The organism is Undibacterium sp. CCC3.4 (assembly GCF_034347425.1).
Classification (GTDB): domain Bacteria; phylum Pseudomonadota; class Gammaproteobacteria; order Burkholderiales; family Burkholderiaceae_D; genus Undibacterium.
The window spans coordinates 2,340,949-2,358,037 of record NZ_CP133779.1; the positions used below are offsets into that span (position 1 = coordinate 2,340,949).

Genomic DNA, 17,089 nt, shown 5'->3' on the forward strand with positions numbered 1-17,089 from the left:
TCGAACTTCTTGGAGGCAGTATGAGCATCCTGATACGTGGCGCGACCGTGGTCAACGCCGATAGGGAATTTCGCGCCGATGTTGTGTGCGCGGACGGTAAGATTGTCGCCATCGGTGCGGCACTGGAAGCGCCACTCGGTGCCGAAATCATTGATGCCGATGGCTTGTACCTGATGCCGGGTGGGATAGACCCGCATACGCATATGCAGTTGCCCTTCATGGGTACGGTGACGCAAGATGATTTTTTCAGCGGCAGTGCCGCCGGGCTGGCCGGCGGCACCACCAGCATCATCGATTTCGTCATTCCCGCACCACAACAAAATTTACTGGATGCCTATCATCAGTGGCGCGGCTGGGCCGCTAAAGCCGCCGCCGATTATTCGTTTCATGTTGCCATCACTTGGTGGGATGACAGCGTGCACGCCGATATGGAAACCTTGGTCACGCAACATGGTGTCAATAGTTTCAAACACTTCATGGCCTACAAAAACGCTATCATGGCCGATGATGAAATTCTGGTAAAAAGCTTTCGCCGTGCGCGCGAGCTCGGTGCCATACCGACCGTGCATGCGGAAAATGGCGAGCTGGTCTATCTGTTGCAGCAGGATTTATTGGCGCGGGGAGAACGCACGCCGGCGGCGCATCCGGCTTCGCGTCCGCCGCTGGTGGAAGGTGAAGCGGCACAGCGCGCCATCGCCATCGCGGCCGTGCTCAATACCCCGCTGTACATCGTGCATGTCTCGTGTACTGATTCGCTCGACGCCATCGCGCGCGCCAGAGCGCGCGGGCAGCGCGTGTATGGCGAGGTATTGGCCGGCCATTTAGTAGTCGACGACAGCGTCTATTACCAGCCCGATTTTGCCGCCGCCGCTGCGCATGTGATGAGTCCGCCATTTCGCAGCAGCGAACATCAGCGGGCCTTATGGCAAGGCTTGCAGGGCGGTAATCTGCATACCACGGCGACCGACCATTGCACGTTTTGCGCCGGCCAAAAAGCTGCCGGACAAGACGACTTCACAAAAATTCCCAATGGTTGTGGCGGTGTCGAAGAACGTATGATGGTGTTGTGGGATGCCGGCGTCAACAGCGGTCGCCTGACCCGTTCCGAATTCGTCAAAGTCACCTCGACCAATTGCGCACAAATTTTCAATATCTATCCGCGTAAAGGCGTGGTCGCGGTCGGTGCCGATGCCGATCTGGTGTTATGGGATCCGGCCGGCAGCAAGACGCTGTCGGCCGCCACCCAGTTTTCGCGCGGCGACTTCAATGTATTCGAAGGCCGCCGTGTGCGCGGCATTCCGACTCACACCATCAGCGCCGGTCGCTTGGTATTTTGTCAGGGCGACTTGCGGGCCCAAGCAGGTGCCGGCAATTACGTCAAACGGCCGCCGTTTACGGCAGTCTTCGAAGCCTTGGATAAACAAGGCGCACACTCACTTTCGGAGTAATGAACATGGAAACAGCAGCAATTCGTATCGATGGCGACCGACTCTGGAGCGCCTTGATGGAACTGGCGCAGATTGGTGCAACGCCTAAGGGTGGGGTGAAACGGCTGGCGCTGAGTGAGCTCGACCGCCAGGCGCGCGACTTGGTGATTCAATGGGGCCGCGCCGCTGGCCTTAGCATCACAACCGACCAGATCGGCAATGTTTTCATGCGCCGTGCCGGGCTCGATCCGACCCGCGCGCCGGTGATGGCCGGCAGCCATATTGATACCCAACCTACCGGCGGTAAATTTGATGGCAATTATGGTGTGCTGGCGGCACTCGAAGTCATGCGCAGCTTAAACGATCATGGCATTCACACTGAGGCGCCATTGGAAGTCGCATTTTGGACAAATGAAGAGGGTTCGCGCTTTGTGCCGGTGATGATGGGCTCGGGCGTATTTTGCGGCGCCTTCAGTCTCGCACATGCGTATGCCGCCACGGATGTCGACGGCTGCACGGTGCTGCAAGAATTAAGCCGCATCGGCTATCTCGGCAGCGAAGTGCCGGGCCAGCATCCTATCGGTGCGTATTTTGAAGCGCATATCGAACAGGGGCCGGTGCTCGAAGATGCAGACGTCGTCATCGGCGTGGTACCCGGCGTACTCGGCCTGTCTTGGTATGATTGTATCGTCACCGGCATGGAAGCGCATGCTGGCCCGACGCCTATGGCCTTACGCAAAGATGCTTTGCAAGTCGCCACCGGCATCATGCAAGAGGTGGTTCACATCGGGAATCGCTATCCACCTTATGGTCGCGGTACGGTCGGCATGGTGCAAGTATTCCCGAACAGCCGCAATGTGATTCCCGGCGAAGTCAAATTCAGCATCGATTTACGCAATGTCACGCCAGAACTGCTCGATACCATGCATGCTGAAATCCTGGCCTATGTCGAACAGACCGCACAGCGCAGCGGTTTGCAGATTACTCTGGAGCGGGTGTCGTCTTTCCCACCCTGTCCGTTTCATCCTGATTGCGTCAGTGCTGTACGCAGCGCCACCGCGCTGCTCGGTTACAGCAGCATGGATGTGGTATCAGGGGCCGGGCATGACGCCATTTACGCCGCCCGAGTTGCGCCGGCAGGTATGATTTTCGTGCCCTGCAAGGATGGTATCAGCCATAACGAAATCGAAGACGCACAGCCTACGCATCTGGCGGCCGGCTGCAATGTGCTGCTGCATGCCATGCTCAGTCAGGCTGGCGCGATTTCTTGAAGCGGGAGTTGTTCTGCACTTGCTCAAGGCTCGAACAATTGCCGTTCCATCAAATCAGCCAAATCCGCTGCCGCTACCGGCGCATCGTCGCGCAGACTGACGGCGATGTGGCTGCGGTTTTGCAGTGATTTATTTTGGCTGGTTTTCCATTTCCCGCTCAGACGGGTCAGCGTAATCTCAATGCCGATGATCTCATTCATCAAGTTGCGAATATAGTCGGGCGGCGCATCGCTGACTTGCCACGGCTGTGACCGCGGGGTTTCGAAATGCTGCGTGAGATCGGTCAACAAGGCGAGAAAGACGGCCGGATCTTCGACCAATTGTATCCGTCCATAAGCCTGCACGACCGCATAGTTATAAGTCGGCACCACGGCACCATTGAGTTTTTTTTCGGCATACCAACTCGGTGTGATGTAGGCACTCGGTCCTTGAAACAGCAGCATTACTTGGTCTTGATTTTTCCACAGTGGATTATTTCTGGCCACATGTCCGCGCAGCGTGCCGAACGGTGCAGCGGCAGTTGGCGCGCTCAGCAGCATAGGCAGGTAATCGGCGTCGAGTCCGTGCTCATCATGATGGACTAAGCAAGCCAGCGGATGGGCCGCGATCAGTTGTTGCAAAACTTCGAGGCGGTTTTCGATGAAGTGGGCTGGTTGATACATCGTCTTCAGCGCGCCATGATAGTGACTTCGGCACGCACCGAATTGGCGATGTAGCAGTGTTCATGCGCGAGCTCGTGCAGGGCGTTGATTTGCTCTGCTGTCGCTGTTTTGTCACCGGAAAACAGCACGCGCGGGCGCAGCGTGATGGCGGAAATATACAGGCGGCCACGTTCGTTTTTACTCATCGTGCCGATGGCTTCATCATCATAGGTATCGATGATATAGCCTTGTTTGCAGGCGAAGGCGAGAAAAAACAACATATGGCAACTGGCCAGCGCCGCGATCAGGGCTTCTTCGGGGTCGACATTTTCGGCCAGCGAATACGGCAGCGGTACCGAAGACGGTGCCGACGAAGCCGGCACACTCAGGCCACCGTCGAATTTCCATTCATGTGCGCGGCTGTATTTGTTGTCGGAAAATTCCTGTTGCTGGCGTTGCCAAATGACTTGCGCTTGATAGTTATCCATCGCTGTTCTCCATTAGGGGTTCAATGAGAAGAGTTTAGCGTGAAAGTTTTCGCGATGGCATTTTGTGATGAAAAAAAATGCTGGCGGGTTTTGCTACTGAGGGGAGGGGATGCCACATTCTGCGCGCAGAGGACTCGTGGTCGTCTGCGCTACAGCAGTCCCGGCACCTATGATAAAGGGCGGAAGCGGATGGCGTGATTCTGTATTACAGAATCGGATTTGCGTGATCGGCAATAAAAAAAGGGCGCACGAAGTCGACTGCGAGGGTCGCGGTCAAACAATTTTCAAGCGAGGGTGGGGGAGAACTTAAAGGCAGCCACCGAGGACGCGAGGCCTTTAAGCGGTCGCTAGTCGTAGTAGCGCCAGCGTCAAGGACAGGCGTACGCAGCACGGCGATGGCTGTGTGGATGCAAACTGGCGACGGCGAATAATAGCGATTTCGGACATGGTAGTTTTTGTATGCAACGTGAAAATGATTGATCAGAGCAATGCGATGATGCGGTGAAACGAGCAAGGCAGATCAGGTGAAACGAGGTTTGGTAATACGTACAGCGCAGACTGATTCAGCGTAGCGCTAGTAGGGTCAGTAGTGATAGCAGCATCAGAGCGGAAACGGCCAGCACAGCTTGGTGCAGCTTGGCTTGTTTCGCGACGGTGATGTGTGTTGGAGAGGACATGGCTCTAATATAATCCTGAAGTACGCGTGGCGTCAAGCGCCAATTATCCATGTTGTGTGCGACTCAAATGCTGCGCTTCAGATCGCCGCCCCGAATGAGCTCGCAAATTACTTTTGTAAACGGTTTGATATCCTGTCCTGTTGATTTTCAGCCAGCGCAGATTAAATCTGCGCTTTCCTTGGTATCACACTTACCAAATCGTGACGCGCTGTTGCGGTGCCAAATACATCTGGTCGCCCGGCTTGAGTTCGAATGCGGTATAAAACGCCGGCAAATTCATCAATGGCAAATTGCTGCGCGCAGCGCCAGGAGAATGCGGGTCTATGCTCAACAAGCGTATGGCTTCGGCATCGCGCGTTTTGGTGCGCCACACCTGCGCCCAGCCGAGTATCAAGCGCTGCTCACCGGTATAGCCATCGATCAGTGCTGCGGGCTTACCTTGGAGCGAGAGCTGATAGGCTTTGAGTGCGATCGCCAGGCCGGAATTATCGGCGATGTTTTCACCCAGCGTCAGGGCACCATTGATGTTGTAACCGGGCAGCGGGCTGTAGGCGGCGTATTGTTTGACCAAGGCGGTGGTGAGTTGTTTGAAGTTGTGTTTATCCGTTTCGCTCCACCAATCGCGCAGATTACCATCGCCATCGTAGTGGCTGCCGGAATCATCAAAGCCGTGGCTGATCTCATGGCCGATCACGGCACCGATGCCACCATAGTTGACGGCATCATCGGCTTGGCGGTTGAAAAACGGTACTTGCAAGATCGCCGCCGGGAAGACGATTTCATTCATGCGCGGATTAAAATAGGCATTCACCGTCTGCGGACTCATGAACCACTCACTGCGGTCCACCGGCTGACCGAGTTGAGCCAGTTTGCGGCGATATTCATGACTGCGGCCGCGCCGGATGTTGCCGAGCAAATCGTCCGCGGCTATCTTGAGTTCACTATAATCGCGCCATTTGTCGGGGTAGCCGATCTTGGGCGTGAACTTGGCCAGTTTGGCGAGCGCTTCTTGTTTCGTGGCGGGGCTCATCCAACTCAGTTCTTGTATGCTGTGGCGGTAGGCTAAGATCAAATTGCCGACCAATTGTTCCATCTTGGCTTTGTCTGCCGCCGAAAAATATTGTGCCACATACAGCTTGCCGACAGCATCGGGTAAGCTTTCTTCGACCCGCGCAACGGCGCGCTTCCAGCGTGCTTGATTTTCCGGAATGCCGCGCAGGGTGACGCTGTTGAAGGCGAAATGTTGATCGGCGTAGCGTTGCGATAGAAAAGGTGCGTAAGCGTCAAGCACTTTCCATTTGTAATAGGCTTGCCAGACCGGCAGTGGGGTGTCTTGCAGTATGCCTGCCATTGCGCGCAGGTAGGAATCTTGGCGCACAATCAGGTAACTGGTACGCGTGCCGACGCCGCTGGCGTCGAGGTAAGCGCGCCAATCGAAGTCGGGCAGCAGTTCAGACAGTTTGGCGACCTCGATTTTATGATAGGTTTTGAGCGGATCGCGGTTCTCGACTTTACTCCACTGAATTTTAGCCAGCGCCGTTTCCAGCGCCAAAATCGCTGCGGCATGGTCTTTGGCCGTACTGTCACCGCTCATGCTCAGCATTTTTTCCAGATGTAGCAAGTAGGCTTGCCGATAGCCCTGCATCTTGGCATCGTCTTTGAGATAGTAATCACGGTCCGGCATACTCAGTCCGCCTTGCCCCAGGTAGACCGCATAGCTGCGCGCATCACGCGCATCCTGACTGATGCTTAATTGCAGTGGTAGGGAGAGCTCGAGTTCGGACAAGCTGGCCATCAGTGCCGGTAATTGTTGACGCGAGCTCAGCGCATCGATCTGTGCAAACAAGGGGGCCAGCGGTTGGCTGTCGAGTGTATCGATACGCGACTGATCCATGAAACTGCGGTACAGGTCGGCGACTTTTCTTTGTTCGCTGTCGGCCGCCAAGTCAGGGGCGGCGGCGAGTCCGGTAATGATGGCATGGGTCCGTTGTTCGGAGAGATCACGCAAATGATCGAAGGCACCGAAGCGCGCCCGATCTGCCGGTATCTCGGTGCGTTCCATCCATTTGCCTGATACATAGCGGTAAAAATCATCTTGCGGTCGCACGCTGTGGTCTTGCCATTGCAAGTCTATGCCGGAGACGGGCAGGGCAGCATGCGATGTGGCCGCCATACTGGCCAGCGGTGAACAGGAGGCCAGTAAGGCCAGTGAAATCAGGGTGCGGCGCATAAGAATTCCTCTATGTAGGGATGAGGTCAATGACAGTGAGCGTTACTGGTCTTGGACAAAAAAAGGTCCAATGAGTTCAGTTGTCGCTGAACTCATTGGACCTCTGAGAGCGACTGATTATTGCTGCGCGCGTGCAGCCTTGCGGTAGACATAAATCAGCATGGCGGCACCGGCAGCGATCATCGGCAGCGATAGCATTTGGCCGGCGGATATCGTCAGTCCGGCAAAACTGACTTCATAATCAGGCACGCGGAAATACTCGGTAAAGAAACGCGCGCAACCGTACAGCATGACGAACATGGCACCGACGGCCAGTGGCGGGCGCGCTTTGCGCGCATAGATCCACAACAGTACGAATAACAACACGCCGTCGACCAGCGCCTGATACAGCGGCGAGGGATGAACCGGATGATCGACACCAGGCCAGATCATGGCCCACGGCAGATCGGCGGAAGCAATCCGACCCGGTAATTCGTGATTGATAAAATTACCGATGCGGCCAGCGGCATAACCGAGCGGTACCAGCGGGGCGATGAAATCATACACGTTCACCAGCGGCATCTTGGCTTTACGCGCCCATAAGTACATGGCAATCAACACGCCGATGAAGCCGCCATGGAAGGACATGCCGCCATGCCAGACTTGCAGAATTTCCAGCGGGTTGGCGAAGAAAAAATCGGGCCGATAAAACAAGACTTCGCCGAGCCGGCCGCCCAGCACTACCCCGAGCACACCGTAAAACAACATATCGTCGATGTGTTCGGCAGTCCAACCTTGGGCGGTGATGTGCGGCAGTTTCAGACGCAGGCGTCCGAGCAGCGAGAACTGAATGAAGGCGACCATGTACATCAGGCCGTACCAGTGAATCGACAAAGGGCCGATAGCGAGCGCGACCGGATCAGGATTGGGATGTATCAGCATAGTTGTGTTTGTAAAAGCTGCAAAAAGGAAGCTAAGACCGTAGAACGATGATCTTTTCTGAAGGCAAAGCCAATTTCGACGGCGGGCGCAGCCGGCATCAGCGGATGATAGACTACGCCGGGGCGTTGTAAGTTCGAGACAGATTGTGGCACAAGTGCGATCCCCATGCCAGCCGAAACCAGTCCGACGATGGTTTGCATCTGAATAGCCTGTTGACCGATCTCCGGTGTCAGACCGGCGGCATGGAAGCAGGCCAAGATGGTGTCGTGCAGAGCCGGGGCGATTTTGCGTGGAAATAAGATCAGCGGCTGGGCCATGCAATCGGCCAGCGTCACCGCTTGATCGCGTGCGAACAGGCTTTCTGGTACCGCCAGCATCAGCGGCTCGGTCAGGATTTTCAGATAGCTGAGGCGTTGTTGTAGTTTTTCCGGCAGCGGCGGAATCAGGAAGCCGGCATCGATTTCGCCGGCGTCGAGTGCGGCCAGTTGGACATCGCTGGTTGCCTCGCGTAATTCTATACTTACATGCGGATGACTCTGGCGAAACGCGCGTAAGGTCGGCGGCAGAATACTGTAGTCGGCGATGGAGACGAAGGCCAACGACAGGTGGCCAGCCGTGCCGGCGGCAGCGCGTTGTACCGTTTGGCGTAAGCTGTGTGCTTGTTGCAGTAGTTTGCGCGCAGCTGGCAGCAAGGCGGCACCGGCCGGGGTGAGCGAAATTTGCCGGGTGCTGCGCAAGAACAGCGCGCTGCCCAGCTTCTCTTCCAATTGGCGGATCGCCAGCGACAGCGGCGGCTGGGTCATGTTCAGGCGCAGTGCCGCTTTACCGAAGTGCATTTCTTCAGCCAGTACGATGAAGTAGCGTAGTTGGCGTAATTCGAGCGGGTGGGTAGCGGCCAGCGGCATCAGCTTAGCAGTGAAGTAGCCAAGTCAGTGGCCATTTTTTTTATCGAAGCTGCGTTTGACCCGGTCTTGTTTGATTTTTTCGTAGTGGGAATGCTCTTTGCGTTTGTCGAGACCGAGCATACGTTCGAAAAATTCAAACCACAGAAAGGCAAATACCGCCAAGCCGATGATCCACCACCAAGACAAGCTGGCGAATATCCAGACCTCAGCCCATTTCAGCCCAAGCAGCAGTGCCAGCGTGACGATTAGTAACATAGTTAAATTCCTTTGTACGAAGATTAATGCTGATTTTGTAGCAGGTCAACCAAGTCACGTGCAGTTCTTTGCAAATCTTTGAAACGCGCTAGAATGATGGGGCACTAATTAACTTGGAGAGAGTAATGAAATATGCATTATTGGTCGGCGCGGCAGTGGCAATGATGGCCTCTGGTTCAGCGATGGCAAATCTGGAATTGGCCAAATCAAAAAATTGCATGGCTTGTCATGCGGTTGACACCAAACTGGTTGGTCCTGCTTACAAGGACGTCGCTAAAAAATACGCCGGCGACAAAACGGCTGAAGCCAAATTAGCGATGAAAGTACAAAAGGGCGGCAGCGGCGTGTGGGGCGCGATGGCGATGCCGGCTAATCCGCAAGTCAGCGATGCAGAAGCACATACGCTGGTGAAATGGGTGCTGTCGCAGAAGTAAACACTGCCTGCGCACATAAAAAAAGCCCGGTTTTGAAACCGGGCTTTTTTACTTGAAGCAAGACTTATTTAGTCACAGCCAAGATGTCACGTTTGCCGCCTTTGTATGTGTACAAAGTCAGTGTGCCGTCTTTGATATCGCCTTTATCATCAAATGCGATGTCACCAGTGACGCCGTGGTATTTGATTTTCTTCAGGAATGGCAGGTATTTTGCCGGTTCAGCTGAATTGGCTTCTTTCATTGCCTGTACCATAGTCATCACAGCATCGTAGACATACGGTGCGTAGATTTGTACATCGATACCGAATTTCTTCTTGTAATCAGCTTTCCATTTGTCATTCGCTGTTTTTTGCGCATCCAGAACACCGCCCGCTTCAGCGCAGACTACCTGGCCATCAGCAATGCCGTCGCCAGCCAATTTAACCAGATCGGTTGTGCAGATGCCGTCGCCGCCCATGAATTTGGCTTCGATGCCGAGTGCTTTCATCTGACGCAGCATAGGACCAGCTACTGCATCCATACCGCCGAAGAAAATGACGTCAGGTTTTTTCGCTTTGATCGAGGTCAGGATAGCGCTGAAATCAGTTGATTTGTCAGTGGTATGCTCTTGTACGACGATTTCTGCGCCCTTGCCTTTGGCACCTTTGATAAATTCAGCAGCGACGCCTTCGCCGTAGGCTGTTTTATCATCAATGACGGCGACTTTTTTCGCTTTATTGATTTGTACTGCGTAACGACCGAGTGTACCGCCCAATTGGCCGTCATTGGCAACTACACGGAACGCGCCTTTGAAGCCTTGTTGCGTGTACTTAGGATTGGTTGCCGATGGCGAGATTTGTGGAATGCCGGCGTCGTTGTAGATTTTCGATGCTGGGATTGTGGTGCCGGAGTTCAAGTGACCGATGACGCCGTTGACTTTCGCATCAACCAGTTTCTGTGCTACGGTAGTGCCTTGTTTCGGATCGCCAGCGTCATCTTCTGTCAGCAGTTCGAATTTGGCTTTTTTACCGCCGATCATAACGCCTTTGGCGTTCAGTTCTTCGATCGCCATTTTGGCGCCGTTTTCGTTATCTTTACCCAGATGGGCGATGGAACCTGAAACTGGTCCGACGTGACCAATTTTAATTACTACTTCCTGAGCTGCCGCAGTACCGGCGAAAGCGAATGCAATTGCGCCTGCCAGTGGAATCATTTTAGTTTTGAACGACATGAACATACTCCTAAGGTTTGAAAAGTAGAACAACAATACTGCCTTACAGACTTATCCAGATAACTGAATAGGCAAAAGGTACAACATAAAAAATGTTTCGCAAAGCTATTTTGTGCGTTTTTTTTTCAAGAATAACGATTTTTATATGCCCCAATTCCGTGCGCTCGACAAGCTGGATCGCAAGCTTTTGAACCAGCTTCAAAAAGACAACCAAATCCCAACGCGCAGCTTGGCTGAGAAATTACACATTTCTCAGCCGACTTGTTTGCGCCGCATCAGAGAGTTACGAGAGGCAGGAGTGATCAATGCTGAGGTCAGTATGGTCGATCCATTTGCACTCGGTTACGGCATGCTGGCGTTTCTTGAAGTTTCCCTGACCAATCAGGGCGACGAATTCATGCACGATTTTGAGGCACGCATGAATAAAGAGAGTGAAGTCATGCAGTGTTATTTCGTCTCCGGTGAGTACGATTATTTTCTGGTTGTGCACGTGATTGACATGGATGGCTACTATCAATTTGTGCGGCGCGCCATTTCCGGTTCCGGCAATGTCCGACATTTCCACTCACGTTTCCCGATGAAAAAGACCAAGTTCAGTACCCGTATTGGGTTCGATGAAAAGGCTACCGAGCTACTGGTAAGAGTGAAAAAATAATTTGCCGATTGTGGCAAAAAATAGCCGCTCAAGCACGGTTTTGACCGTCTTTGAGCGGGCTGTCATGCTCGCCTCGGCTTAACTCGACTGCAGCATGCGGCGAAAAATTACTGTGCGGAAATAATTCAGATGCTGCCGGTGAAGGCGAAATCGACTTCGGGTCGGTGTCCTGACATGATTTCAGCGATGGCGCGGCCGGAACCGACCCCCATGGTCCAGCCCAGCGTGCCATGGCCGGTATTGAGGAACAGGTTGGTATACCGGGTTTTGCCTATGTACGGAATGTTCGACGGCGTCAGTGGCCGTAAACCGGTCCAGTAGGTCGGATTGTCGTAGTCGCAGGCATGCGGGAATAATTCACGGGTGCGCCGCGTGATGGCGGCGCAGCGGGCACTGTTGAGTTCGCGGCTGTAACCGTTGATTTCACAGGTGCCGGCCACGCGCAGGCGGTCGCCGAGGCGCGAGACTACCAGTTTGTAACCATCATCGGTGAGCGAGACCGTCGGGGCAGCCGCGGCGTCGCGGATGGCATAGGTAGCCGAATAGCCTTTACCCGGATAGATCATCAGATTGATACCTAGCGGTTTGAGTAGCGCTTGTGAGAAGCTGCCCATCGCCACCACGAAGGAATCGGCATGCAGCACTTGATGGCGGCCCGCTCCATCAATCACTTCCACGCCGGTGATCTTGGCAGCGGCTGCGCTGCCTTCGGTGAGCAGGCGTGTCACACTGGTATTGTATTGAAACGTGACGCCAGCTTGACGCGCCAGCTCAGCCAAGCGCGTGGTGAATTTGTAGATGTCGCCCGACTCATCGTTCTCGGTATAGTCGCCGCCGACGATCTGGGCGCGAATCCCGGCCAGTGCCGGTTCCCGTCGTACCACCTCATCGGCCGCGATGGAAATACGCGGACAACCGAGATCGCGCATCAATTGCGCAGCCGGCAGAGAACTGTCGAATTCCTTCTGATCGGTATAGAAATGCAAAATCCCCTGTTGCTGGCGATCGTATTCGATGCCGGTCTCGGCCACTACCTCTTGCAGCGTTTGCCGGCTGTATTCTGAAATCGCGACAATTTGACGGATATTGTGGTCGGTTCGGGTTTGTGTGCATTCGCGCAGAAAGCGTATGCCCCAGGCCCATTGCAAGTATTCGGCGCGTGGTCGGAACAGCAGCGGGGCATCCGCTTGGCCCAGCCACTTCAGTACTTTCAGTGGGGCGGAAGGATTAGCCCAGGGTTCGGCATGCGATACCGAAATCTGGCATCCGTTGGCAAAACTGGTTTCCTGGGCGGCACCGGGCTGACGCTCGATCACAGTCACTTCGTGACCTTGTTGATTGAGAAACCAAGCCGTAGCGGTTCCTATAATGCCGGCGCCGAGGACGATGACTTTCATTGGCAAAATCTCCTGATAATTTTTTTGTCGAGAGATGATTGTAGAAAGTCTTGGCGAATTGAGGTAGTCAGAAAGTGAACCAATATTTTTATTTATGAACGAAAAAATTGAATTGATGTTTATAAATGAAAGTCGACTCGATTAATTTGACTATTTTTGTATCTTTGCCTTGGTGATTTCCTGATTAACTGCACGCGTAACGATATCTTCCAGCGAATTTTTCAGCCCGCTGCGTATTTCTGCGGCCAAGCCTTCTACCGCCGTTTGCAAGATATCGGCGAGGTTATCGCGTACCCGATGTTCGAGCACGAAGTCGACGCGCGCCAAAATCTGTTTGAGGACGTTTTCTTTCAGCGTTTGTTCGAGTAGCAGCCATTGCTCGGAATCGGGCTGCAAGCCGGGGCTGGCCGCGGCATCGCTGGAGCTGGCCGCAGCGCTGCTGAGCGCTGTGAGCGGGGTGGCGACCTCGATGATTTCAGTGAGTACAGGAATGCTGGCGTCAAGTTGTGTATTCATCAGAGTTAATTCGCGACGTGGTGGAAGAGTGCAAAGCCTTGTTGTTGATAGCCGCGGTAGCGTTCGCGTCCAAGCGCGGTGGCTTGCGCCGTGCTGGGGACGATTTCTATCATGCGCCCGAACAGGCCGAATTGTGGTGGTGCCGAGCTGCTTAAATTGAGCAATAACTCAAAGTGCGGGCTCAGTTGCAGCTCGCGCTGGCAGAAGATCACCGGCGTTTGCGGCGCACAGGGGTCGTCAGCCATCACATGCGGCAAAAACGCGCTGTCATCGAGGGTCCACAGGGCGTGGCTCAGTTGCTGCAGCAGTGCGGCCTCCGGGTGATATACGACCAAGCGGCAGTTGGCCGCACGGGCCTTGCGAATCAGCCGGCAAGCGTAATGGATGGGGTCACTGACATTGCTGTGAAAATCAATGCGGGTGGGTTCAGAAGCGGAAGTCATGATCAGTACCAGGTTTCGGTGCGGCGGTCGGCGGCGGATTGTTACTCTTGCTGTTACTCTTGCTGTTGCTGTTGCCAGACGCAGCGCTTGGACCAGCCGGCAGCAAGCGCTGTGGGGCGGGATAACGATAATCAGCCGGCAAACGGTTGGCCGCCGGGTAGCCGGCCAGTTTGAGCGCGGCTTTCCACTCGTCGGGATTAAACGCATGCAGTTTCTTGCTGCCTATGGTGAGAAACGGCAGTTGGCTGTCGCCGCCCAGTTGTTTCAAGCGCTCTTGCTCGGGCGGGGTACTGATGGTTTGTTCGAGAAATGGAATGCCCGCCGCTTTCAGCAGCTTGGCTCCATCGACGCAGGGCGGGCAGTTTGCCATGCTGTAGAGGATTACCGGCTGAGTACTCGCTGCCAGCGCCAGTTCATACGAAAACCCGGGGTTGGCTTCGGCATTGGGCAGCGATTTTTTTTCCAGCAGAACGCGTCCGGGTGGCGGTGGCGTGTCTGAGTAAGTCACGCTACCATCTGGCCCCACCGACTTATACACCTCGGCCTGTGTTGCCGCACTGAGCAGTAAGGCAGACAAGCTGCCTATCAACATGAGGGTATGGCGTGGCACCGTCGCCTCCTCAGTTACTCATGCCGCTGTGTCGCAGCAGGGCATCAATCGATGGCGCTCTGCCGCGAAAGGCGGTGAAGGACACCAGTGCCGGCCGCGAGCCGCCGACTTCCAATACTTCTTGCTGAAATTGAAGCCCGGCGCGGCGCGAAAGATTACTGCCTTCCGCGATACCATGTTCTTCAAAGGCCGCATAGGCATCAGCTGACAGCACTTCTGCCCATTTGTAACTGTAATACCCGGCCGCATAGCCGCCGGCAAAGATATGGCTGAACGAATGCTGGACGCGGCTGAATTCCGGCGCGGAGAATACCGCTACCTGGCTGCGCACGGCAGCGAGAATTTCTTGCGGTGTTTGGTAGCCGCTTTGATCGGCACCATGCAGACGCATGTCGAACAGAGCGAATTCCACTTGGCGCAAGGTCTGTAAGCCCGATTGGAAGTTACGTGCTGCGATCATTTTGTCATACAGCGCACGCGGCAAACCGGCACCGGTTTCGGCATGGGCACTCATTTGCTGCAGCACATCCCACTCCCAGCAAAAATTTTCCATGAATTGCGAGGGCAATTCGACCGCATCCCATTCCACTCCTGATATGCCGGATACTGACAATTCTTCCACCTGAGTCAGCAAATGGTGCAGGCCATGGCCGAATTCATGGAACAGGGTGATCACTTCGTCATGCGTGAAATAAGCCGGTTTGGCGACGCCATCGGTAACGGCTGGACGGGTGAAATTGCAGACCAAGTAAGCCACCGGAGTCTGGATGCCGGCGTCGGTGCGGCGACGGCCGCGCGCATCATCCATCCAAGCCCCGCCGCGCTTACCGGCGCGGGCATACAGGTCGAGATAAAACTGGCCGACCAATTCACCGTCTTTTTCGATGCGGAAAAATTTGACATCGGCATGCCAGGTACTGGCTTGATCGGGTTTGATATTGACCGCAAACAGAGTTTGAATCACGTTGAACAAGCCTTGCACGACTTGATGTTCGGGGAAGTAGAGTTTGACTTCTTGTTCGGAGAAGGCATAACGTTTTTCGCGTAATTTTTCTGAGGCATAGGCGACATCCCAGGCTTCCAGGCTAGCGATACCGAGTTCGGCAGCGGCAAAACTGCGTAACTCTTGCAAATCTTTTTCTGCATATGGTCGTGCGCGCAGCGCCAAGTCCAGCAGGAAGGCGCTGACTTGGGCTGGTGACTCAGCCATTTTACTGACTAACGACACTTCGGCGAAATTACTGTAACCGAGTAAGCCAGCCTCTTCTTCGCGCAAAGCCAGCAATTGCTCGATCAGGCTGCTGTTATCCCATTCCGGCTTGGCGCCGAGTTCCGAGGCCTTGGTCGCATTGGCACGATAAATTTGTTCGCGCAACTGCCGCTCATCGGCATATTGTAATAAGGGGAAATACGAAGGGAAGTGCAGCGTGAATTGATAGCCGCTGCGGTCTTCGGCGGCAGCCGCCGCATGCGCCGCTGCGATGACATCCTCAGGCAGACCGGCTAATTGTTTGACATCAGCCACCAGCAAACGGTAATCATTGGTCGCGTCGAGCACGTTTTCAGAAAACTTGGTCGACAACATGGCTTGCTGTTCTTGAATCTCCGCATAGCGCTGCTTGTGTTCTTCACTCAGTTCGGCACCGCCGAGACGGAAATCACGGATGGCGTTGCTGATGATGGTTTGGCGTGCCGCGGCCAGGTTTGCAAAGTCGGGGCGTGCTTGCAGCGCTTTATAGCGCTCGAACAGCGCCAGATTCTGGCCGAGCTCGGTCCAGAATTCGGTGACGGCAGGTTGATTTTCATTGTAAGCGGCACGCAATTCCGGTGTGTCTGCCACGCCGTTGAGATGGCTGATCGTACTCCACGCCCGTCCCAGCCGCTCGGTGACATTTTCCAGCGGGATGACGAAATTGTCCCAGCTCAGCTCGGCGGCAGCGCTGTCGGCCGTCAACTGCGTCACAACGGCGCGGCATTCGGCGATCAGTTGTGTGATGGCCGGCGTGATCTCTTCGGCGCGCAGGTCGGCGAAGCGAGGCAGGTCGGAAAAGTCGAGCAAGGGAGAGGCGTGGGTCATATCAGTTTCTTTCGGCAGCTTCGATAGTGTTGACAAGTAACATCGTGATCGTCATCGGACCAACGCCGCCCGGCACCGGTGTGATGTAACCGGCGACTTCTTTGACATTGGCGAAATCGACATCGCCGCACAGTTTGCCGGCATCATCGCGGTTCATGCCGACATCGATCACCACGGCACCGGGCTTGACCATGTCGGCCGTGACGATGTTGCGGATGCCGGTGGCGACGACGAGGATGTCGGCATTGCGTGTGTGCGCGCCGAGATCACGGGTTTTCGAATTACAGATGGTGACGGTAGCCCCAGCTTGCAAGAGCAGCATCGCTTGCGGCTTGCCGACGATATTTGAGGCACCGACGATGACGGCATTGGCACCACGCAGTGGATAGTCGATAGACTCGAGCATTTTCATCACGCCGTAAGGGGTGCAGGGGCGGAACAAGGGCTTGCCGGTCATCAGCAGACCGGCATTGCTGACATGGAAACCATCGACATCTTTTTCTGCGGCAATGGCTTCAATGACCTTATTGGCATCGATATGTGCCGGCAAGGGCAGTTGTACCAAGATACCGTTGATTTTCGGGTCATTATTGAGCCGTTCTATATGCGCCAACAGCGTCGCTTCGCTGAGATCAGCCTCATATTTTTCGAGTATCGAATAAAAACCGCAGTCTTCGCAGGCTTTGACTTTATTGCGCACATACACTTGCGAAGCCGGATTTTCACCGACCAGCAGCACGGCCAAGCCGGGCTGGCGCCCTTGTGCGCTTAAGGCGGCGGCGCGGCGGCTGACTTCGGTACGCAATTGTTGGGAGAGTTCGGTTCCGTTAATGATGTGGGCAGTCATGATCGCAATCAGCAAAAAAAAAGGGGGGGAAACGCGATTATAAGGGATGGGCTGGGATTGGCAGTGCGTTTTAGGAAATTGCGCA

Annotated in this window: 17 protein-coding genes; 4 read left to right on the plus strand and 13 right to left on the minus strand. The window is 54.8% G+C overall.

The features are described from left to right. Window positions 1-20: 20 nt before the first annotated feature. On the plus strand, window positions 21-1,448 hold the full coding sequence (gene hydA / locus RHM61_RS10465; protein ID WP_322247232.1) for a dihydropyrimidinase: 1,428 nt from the start codon (window positions 21-23) through the stop codon (window positions 1,446-1,448). Then, window positions 1,448-2,698, plus strand: a complete 1,251-nt coding sequence (locus RHM61_RS10470) for a Zn-dependent hydrolase (RefSeq protein ID WP_322247233.1) — start codon at window positions 1,448-1,450, stop codon at window positions 2,696-2,698. The genes hydA and RHM61_RS10470 overlap by 1 nt, the downstream gene beginning before the upstream one ends. Before the next feature lie 23 nt (window positions 2,699-2,721). Here RHM61_RS10470 and RHM61_RS10475 read toward each other — a convergent pair whose 3' ends face one another. From RHM61_RS10475 to RHM61_RS10500, 6 genes are all read right to left on the minus strand, one after another. Further along, window positions 2,722-3,360 (minus strand): FMN-binding negative transcriptional regulator, encoded by a 639-nt coding sequence (locus tag RHM61_RS10475; protein WP_322247235.1) that lies wholly within the window; start codon window positions 3,358-3,360, stop codon window positions 2,722-2,724. Window positions 3,361-3,365: 5 nt separating this feature from the next. Next, window positions 3,366-3,827 carry an OsmC family protein gene (locus tag RHM61_RS10480; protein ID WP_322247236.1) on the minus strand — a complete coding sequence of 154 codons (462 nt, stop codon included), beginning with the start codon at window positions 3,825-3,827 and terminating at the stop codon, window positions 3,366-3,368. A gap of 867 nt (window positions 3,828-4,694) precedes the next feature. After that, complete coding sequence (locus tag RHM61_RS10485) at window positions 4,695-6,734, minus strand: M13 family metallopeptidase (RefSeq protein WP_322247237.1); 2,040 nt, start codon at window positions 6,732-6,734, stop codon at window positions 4,695-4,697. 117 nt (window positions 6,735-6,851) lie between these two features. Then, window positions 6,852-7,655, minus strand: coding sequence for a prolipoprotein diacylglyceryl transferase (lgt, locus tag RHM61_RS10490; protein ID WP_322247239.1), 804 nt, complete (start codon window positions 7,653-7,655; stop codon window positions 6,852-6,854). Continuing rightward, entirely contained in the window at window positions 7,649-8,560 is a 912-nt protein-coding gene (locus RHM61_RS10495) for a LysR family transcriptional regulator (protein ID WP_322247240.1), read from the minus strand. The genes lgt and RHM61_RS10495 overlap by 7 nt, the downstream gene beginning before the upstream one ends. 24 nt (window positions 8,561-8,584) lie before the next feature. Then, a complete protein-coding gene (locus RHM61_RS10500) occupies window positions 8,585-8,815 on the minus strand; it encodes a TIGR04438 family Trp-rich protein (RefSeq protein ID WP_322247241.1) in 231 nt (76 codons plus the stop codon). Window positions 8,816-8,940: 125 nt separating this feature from the next. Here RHM61_RS10500 and RHM61_RS10505 point away from each other — a divergent pair, with 125 nt between their 5' ends. Then, window positions 8,941-9,249 carry a c-type cytochrome gene (locus RHM61_RS10505; protein WP_322247243.1) on the plus strand — a complete coding sequence of 103 codons (309 nt, stop codon included), beginning with the start codon at window positions 8,941-8,943 and terminating at the stop codon, window positions 9,247-9,249. A gap of 64 nt (window positions 9,250-9,313) precedes the next feature. On the opposite strand, the gene RHM61_RS10510 is transcribed toward RHM61_RS10505, so the two are convergent. Beyond that, window positions 9,314-10,459 carry a branched-chain amino acid ABC transporter substrate-binding protein gene (locus RHM61_RS10510; protein ID WP_322247244.1) on the minus strand — a complete coding sequence of 382 codons (1,146 nt, stop codon included), beginning with the start codon at window positions 10,457-10,459 and terminating at the stop codon, window positions 9,314-9,316. 145 nt (window positions 10,460-10,604) lie between these two features. Between RHM61_RS10510 and RHM61_RS10515 the strand changes: the two genes are divergently transcribed. Further along, window positions 10,605-11,114, plus strand: a complete 510-nt coding sequence (locus RHM61_RS10515; protein WP_322247246.1) for an Lrp/AsnC family transcriptional regulator — start codon at window positions 10,605-10,607, stop codon at window positions 11,112-11,114. A gap of 125 nt (window positions 11,115-11,239) precedes the next feature. On the opposite strand, the gene RHM61_RS10520 is transcribed toward RHM61_RS10515, so the two are convergent. The 6 genes from RHM61_RS10520 to folD form a co-directional block, all read right to left on the minus strand. Beyond that, complete coding sequence (locus RHM61_RS10520; RefSeq protein ID WP_322247248.1) at window positions 11,240-12,511, minus strand: D-amino acid dehydrogenase; 1,272 nt, start codon at window positions 12,509-12,511, stop codon at window positions 11,240-11,242. A 150-nt stretch (window positions 12,512-12,661) separates the two neighbouring features. After that, window positions 12,662-13,027: a hypothetical protein gene (locus RHM61_RS10525; RefSeq protein WP_322247250.1), complete on the minus strand. Its 366-nt coding sequence runs from the start codon at window positions 13,025-13,027 to the stop codon at window positions 12,662-12,664. Between the two features lie 5 nt (window positions 13,028-13,032). Next, a complete protein-coding gene (locus tag RHM61_RS10530; RefSeq protein ID WP_322247252.1) occupies window positions 13,033-13,470 on the minus strand; it encodes a DNA polymerase III subunit chi in 438 nt (145 codons plus the stop codon). Next, complete coding sequence (locus RHM61_RS10535) at window positions 13,454-14,080, minus strand: glutaredoxin family protein (protein ID WP_322247254.1); 627 nt, start codon at window positions 14,078-14,080, stop codon at window positions 13,454-13,456. Before RHM61_RS10535 ends, RHM61_RS10530 begins: the two co-directional genes overlap by 17 nt. A gap of 10 nt (window positions 14,081-14,090) precedes the next feature. Then, the gene (locus RHM61_RS10540) at window positions 14,091-16,157 is read right to left on the minus strand and encodes a M3 family metallopeptidase (RefSeq protein ID WP_322247256.1); all 2,067 of its coding nucleotides are present in this window, start codon (window positions 16,155-16,157) and stop codon (window positions 14,091-14,093) included. A gap of 1 nt (window position 16,158) precedes the next feature. Then, on the minus strand, window positions 16,159-17,004 hold the full coding sequence (folD, locus tag RHM61_RS10545) for a bifunctional methylenetetrahydrofolate dehydrogenase/methenyltetrahydrofolate cyclohydrolase FolD (protein WP_322247257.1): 846 nt from the start codon (window positions 17,002-17,004) through the stop codon (window positions 16,159-16,161). Between the last annotated feature and the right edge of the window lie 85 nt (window positions 17,005-17,089).

Coding starts and splice junctions, on each gene's coding strand:
- hydA (WP_322247232.1), top strand. CDS start 21: ATGAGCATCCTGATACGTGGCGCGACCGTGGTCAACGCCGATAGGGAA.
- RHM61_RS10470 (WP_322247233.1), top strand. CDS start 1,448: ATGAACATGGAAACAGCAGCAATTCGTATCGATGGCGACCGACTCTGG.
- RHM61_RS10475 (WP_322247235.1), bottom strand. CDS start 3,360: ATGTATCAACCAGCCCACTTCATCGAAAACCGCCTCGAAGTTTTGCAA.
- RHM61_RS10480 (WP_322247236.1), bottom strand. CDS start 3,827: ATGGATAACTATCAAGCGCAAGTCATTTGGCAACGCCAGCAACAGGAA.
- RHM61_RS10485 (WP_322247237.1), bottom strand. CDS start 6,734: ATGCGCCGCACCCTGATTTCACTGGCCTTACTGGCCTCCTGTTCACCG.
- lgt (WP_322247239.1), bottom strand. CDS start 7,655: ATGCTGATACATCCCAATCCTGATCCGGTCGCGCTCGCTATCGGCCCT.
- RHM61_RS10495 (WP_322247240.1), bottom strand. CDS start 8,560: ATGCCGCTGGCCGCTACCCACCCGCTCGAATTACGCCAACTACGCTAC.
- RHM61_RS10500 (WP_322247241.1), bottom strand. CDS start 8,815: ATGTTACTAATCGTCACGCTGGCACTGCTGCTTGGGCTGAAATGGGCT.
- RHM61_RS10505 (WP_322247243.1), top strand. CDS start 8,941: ATGAAATATGCATTATTGGTCGGCGCGGCAGTGGCAATGATGGCCTCT.
- RHM61_RS10510 (WP_322247244.1), bottom strand. CDS start 10,459: ATGTCGTTCAAAACTAAAATGATTCCACTGGCAGGCGCAATTGCATTC.
- RHM61_RS10515 (WP_322247246.1), top strand. CDS start 10,605: ATGCCCCAATTCCGTGCGCTCGACAAGCTGGATCGCAAGCTTTTGAAC.
- RHM61_RS10520 (WP_322247248.1), bottom strand. CDS start 12,511: ATGAAAGTCATCGTCCTCGGCGCCGGCATTATAGGAACCGCTACGGCT.
- RHM61_RS10525 (WP_322247250.1), bottom strand. CDS start 13,027: ATGAATACACAACTTGACGCCAGCATTCCTGTACTCACTGAAATCATC.
- RHM61_RS10530 (WP_322247252.1), bottom strand. CDS start 13,470: ATGACTTCCGCTTCTGAACCCACCCGCATTGATTTTCACAGCAATGTC.
- RHM61_RS10540 (WP_322247256.1), bottom strand. CDS start 16,157: ATGACCCACGCCTCTCCCTTGCTCGACTTTTCCGACCTGCCTCGCTTC.
- folD (WP_322247257.1), bottom strand. CDS start 17,004: ATGACTGCCCACATCATTAACGGAACCGAACTCTCCCAACAATTGCGT.